This is a genomic window from uncultured Legionella sp., assembly GCF_937871865.1.
Lineage (GTDB): Bacteria > Pseudomonadota > Gammaproteobacteria > Legionellales > Legionellaceae > Legionella.
Genome location: NZ_CALMPD010000226.1, coordinates 1 through 4,370, shown reverse-complemented (window position 1 = coordinate 4,370; position 4,370 = coordinate 1). Strand labels below are relative to the sequence as shown.

Sequence of the window (4,370 nt, the reverse complement as noted above, 5' to 3'; positions counted from 1 at the left end):
CCAGCCTCGTGGGGTTGGGATGAATAAATCATCATTACGTAATTTTGTTTGAGTAAGTTGATACTAAACGAAGCGCAACCCTGCAAGATGGAATGTCTTTCCGTTATAAAGTAGCCTGCATTAGCGCAGCGCTGAGTAATCCTGACATATTTGTGCACAATCAACAGGGGTATATGGGATTGAACAAACTGATCTCAATTGTGTCGTTCCCGCGCAGGCGGGAAACCATTATTCAAGTTATTTCCTTACTTTGTCTGAAGAATGGATTCCCGCCTGCGCGGGAACGACATAATAAAGACCATAATGAATTAATAAAAAGCAAGTCAGTGTGTGTAAAAAAATGCCTGGATCTCCCGGAGCGTAGCGTAATGCAGGGGAGGGTAACACCTGAATTGTTGCATTACGGATGCGTTAATGCAGGCTGCGATTTTATGTTTATGGACTTACTCTTTTCCTAAATATTTATTTTTCAGCCTTACATAATGTGCTGCAGAATATTCGAAATGCTCAATTTCATTAATCGATAGTTTTCTTACAGCTTGTACAGGCCTGCCTAAATATAAATAGCCGCTTTCAAGGATTCTGCCTGGTGGTACCAGACTTCCTGCTGCAATGATGACGTGTTGCTTTATATGTGCCGCATCGAGAATAATTGCGCCCATTCCTATCAGGCAATAATCATCTATCGTACAGCCATGTAGGGTAGTATGATGGCCTACAGTAACTCCTTCCCCAATGATTAGAGGTTTACCCCCCATGGTATAAGGCCCATCATGCGTTACATGCAGGACGGCACCATCTTGAATACTGCATGACTTGCCGATGGTGATGTAATTGACGTCTCCTCGTATTACCGCCATAGGCCATACCGATACATCATCTCCAAGGGTGACATCGCCAATTACTGCAGATTGAGGATCAATATAAACGTCTTTTCCCAAAGTAGGATGTTTGTCTTGAAAACTTCGACTCACATTTTTCATAATATTTATACCATGGTTACAAATTCTTCAGCACTTGTAGGATGAATGGCGACAGTATTATCAAAATCCTTTTTACAAGCCCCCATTTTTATCGCTACTCCAAAACCTTGCAGCATCTCATCTGCGCTATAGCCAATAACATGCAAGCCTATGATTTTTTCTTTCTTTCCCAAAGTAACTAATTTCATCGCTGTGGGCGTTTTCTCTTCACTTAATGCATCAAACATAGGATTAAATCGAGTTTGATATATTTTAATTTTATCGACACCATGTTTCTTAATTGCTTCTTCTTCACTTAGCCCTACTGAGCCTACTGGAGGATGGCTAAACACTACAGAACAGATATTATCATAATTTAATCGAGCCTTGGGTTGCTCGCCAAACAGTCTGTCTGCAAGACGACGGCCAGCTGCTATTGCTACAGGAGTTAAAGCTGGTGCATTGGTGGCATCGCCAAGAGCATATATTCCTTTTACATTGGTGTTTTGATAACGATCTACTTTAATCAATCCTCTTGCATCCATTTTAACTTTCAGCTTAGCCAGATTTAAATTGCTAGTTCGAGGCTTTCTGCCAACAGCACAAATAACGACATCAATATCGTTAATGACCGATCCACTATGACAAACAATACTTTTTCTTCCATCGCTATGTAAATCAATGGAACGAGCTTTGTGATCAGGGTGAATGTAGATCCCTTGCTGAAGCATAATTTCCTGTAAGGTATCTCCAAGCATACTATCAAACCGGCTGAGAGGGCGGCTGCCTCTCATAAGAAGATGAGTTTCGCTTCCTAACGAATTAAGCACACCCGCCAGCTCCACTCCAATATAGCCACTACCAATGATCGCTACTTTCTGGGGTTGTTTGGTCAGAACGAAAAAGCCGTCAGAATCTATAGTATGTTGAATCCCATTAATAAGCGGTAGTGCAGGCTCTCCACCTGTGGCGATTATTATGTGTGCAGCTTTATAGATTATGCCATCTACATTAATTGAATTTTGATCTTGAAAGACACCGGTACCGCTAATATGACTGATGTTAAATTGTTTGAAGCGTTTTGCATAATTATCACGTAAACGCTCAATATAGGCATTTCTTCTGAGTACTAACTTGTTCCAATCAATTGGCGAGCATTTAGTATTAAAGCCGTAATCGTGAGATTTATGAATTGCTTCAGATATTTGTGAGGCATTATACATCACTTTTTTAGGGACACAGCCTAAATTAACGCAAGTGCCACCTAGCTGAGATTGTTCTATAACGGCAACTTTTGCTCCGTATTTAGCAGCACGCACTGCACTGGCAATACCTCCACTTCCCCCGCCGAGCACTATCAGGTCAAAATGTTGTTTTTTCATAGGATTTTATTAAAAAATAAATTAATAGTAGCAGCTACTTACCTTCCTACCAAATTATTTTATATCTATTGTATCGTGCTTCATACCGATCAGATACTTCGTTTATTTTCGCTTTATCTATAATCTAGTGGCTGAGGCTGTATAACTTGCACTAATTTAGAAAACAGCCCACTATTAAGATACAATACTTAATAGCATCGATGGGCTATGCGCTTAAAATATGTACTTATATTAATTATGATTTTGTTCATTAATGGGTGCAATTTTAATGGACAGGAGCAGATTGAGGGCTATGTTGAGGGTGAAAATATCTATATTGCCTCGCCCTTTTATGGCGTATTAGAGCATCTTGCTGTGCATCGTGGTGAACATGTTTCAAAAGGGGCCTTGTTATTTAGTCTTAATTCAAATCCCCAGCAAATGGATATTAATCAAGCCCAAGCTGAGCTGGCTCAAGCACAGAGTGTTCTTGCTGATCTAAAAAAACCTAAGCGTATTCAGGAAATTGAAGCAATTGAAGCTCAAATTAAACAAACTGATGCTCAGATTGTTCTAGCAGAACTTCGTGTTTCTCGTTATCAAAAACTAGTCAACAGACAAGCCTCAGATAAAGACAGCCTAGATGCTGCATTGGCAAATTTGCAGCAACAACAGCAACTTAAAAGTCAATATGAAGCTAATCTGGCATTAGCAAAACTGGGAAGCCGTGATGATTTAATCAAAGCACAGCAAAGTCAGGTCGATTCATTAAACGCAAAAATTGCTATTGCTCAGTGGGAGTTATCCCAAAAAACACGTTATGCTCCTGCAAATGGAGTGATTTTTGATACCTATTTTCGCACCGGGGAATATGTGGCGGGACAGCAACCCATATTGTCTTTACTCACTCCTCAAAATATAAGAATAGAATTTTTTGTTCCCTTGGAATATTTAGGGAAATTAAAAGTTGGGCAAAAAATCAGTTTTGATTGCGAGGGTTGTGAAAAAAATAATCCTGCTGTAATTAGCTATATTTCACCTGACGCTGAGTTTTTACCTCCTTTGGTTTACAGTCGTGACAACAATAATAAATTGGTCTTTCGAATTAAAGCGCAAATTGGTAATCCTCTTCTATTTAAACCTGGCCAGCCTGTAATGGTGAATTTGTGATGCGTGTTGATGAACGTGAAATCATTATTAACGTCAAAGGACTACGTAAATGCTTTGATAATAAAGTGGTGGTAAATGATATTGATTTAATGGTGAAAAAGGGTGAGGTGTTTGGCTTTCTTGGCCCTAATGGCAGTGGCAAGACGACAACGATAAGAATGATTTGTGGATTATTAAAGGCAGATGGAGGCTCGGGTACTTGTCTGGGCTATGATGTGTTGACTCAGTCTGATCGCATCAAAGAACGCGTGGGTTATATGACCCAAAAGTTTAGTTTATATACTGATTTGTCAATTGAAGAGAATCTGAGTTTTATTGCCCGGGTCTATGGGGTTCGTAATCGAAAGAAACGAGTAGCCCAATCACTGGAGCAATTAGGTCTAACTCATAGGCGAAAACAATTGACTGGAGAGCTGTCTGGAGGTTGGAAACAACGTGTCGCTCTTGCTGCTTGTTTGATTCACGATCCTGACTTGCTCTTATTAGATGAACCTACTGCAGGGGTAGATCCTATCGCCAGACGAGAATTCTGGGATCAGATTCATTTTTTAAGCCAGGCAGGAATTACTACCTTGGTGTCTACTCACTATATGGATGAAGCGGAACGTTGTACTCGAATTGCCTATTTGGCTTATGGTGAACTTTTGACAACTGGAACTGTCTCTGAGGTTATTGAGGGAACTCATTTAAATACTTGGGAAATTAAAGGGAACGTGACTACCTCTTTATTACAACAAGCCAAACAAATTCCTGGAGTAATACAGTCTGCTTTATTTGGTAATTTGATTCATGTCTGTGGCTATGATACTGAATTAATCGAAAAGGGACTTGATGCATTGAAGGTTGCCTATCCCATCGAATGGGCATCAATTGCCCC

General features: G+C 40.0%; 4 protein-coding genes. 2 read left to right on the top strand and 2 right to left on the bottom strand.

The features are described from left to right. Nucleotides 1-443: 443 nt before the first annotated feature. Together Q0495_RS12095 and gorA are read right to left on the bottom strand one after the other, a co-directional pair. Entirely contained in the window at nucleotides 444-983 is a 540-nt protein-coding gene (locus Q0495_RS12095) for a gamma carbonic anhydrase family protein (RefSeq protein ID WP_298626709.1), read from the bottom strand. A 5-nt stretch (nucleotides 984-988) separates the two neighbouring features. Beyond that, on the bottom strand, nucleotides 989-2,344 hold the full coding sequence (gene gorA / locus Q0495_RS12090) for a glutathione-disulfide reductase (protein ID WP_298626707.1): 1,356 nt from the start codon (nucleotides 2,342-2,344) through the stop codon (nucleotides 989-991). Between the two features lie 207 nt (nucleotides 2,345-2,551). On the opposite strand from gorA, the gene Q0495_RS12085 reads away from it, so the two are divergent. Both Q0495_RS12085 and Q0495_RS12080 read left to right on the top strand, forming a co-directional pair. Further along, nucleotides 2,552-3,493 carry an HlyD family efflux transporter periplasmic adaptor subunit gene (locus tag Q0495_RS12085; RefSeq protein ID WP_298626704.1) on the top strand — a complete coding sequence of 314 codons (942 nt, stop codon included), beginning with the start codon at nucleotides 2,552-2,554 and terminating at the stop codon, nucleotides 3,491-3,493. Beyond that, on the top strand, nucleotides 3,493-4,370 hold an 878-nt coding region (locus Q0495_RS12080), incomplete at its 3' end, for an ABC transporter ATP-binding protein (protein WP_298626701.1). The genes Q0495_RS12085 and Q0495_RS12080, both read left to right, overlap by 1 nt.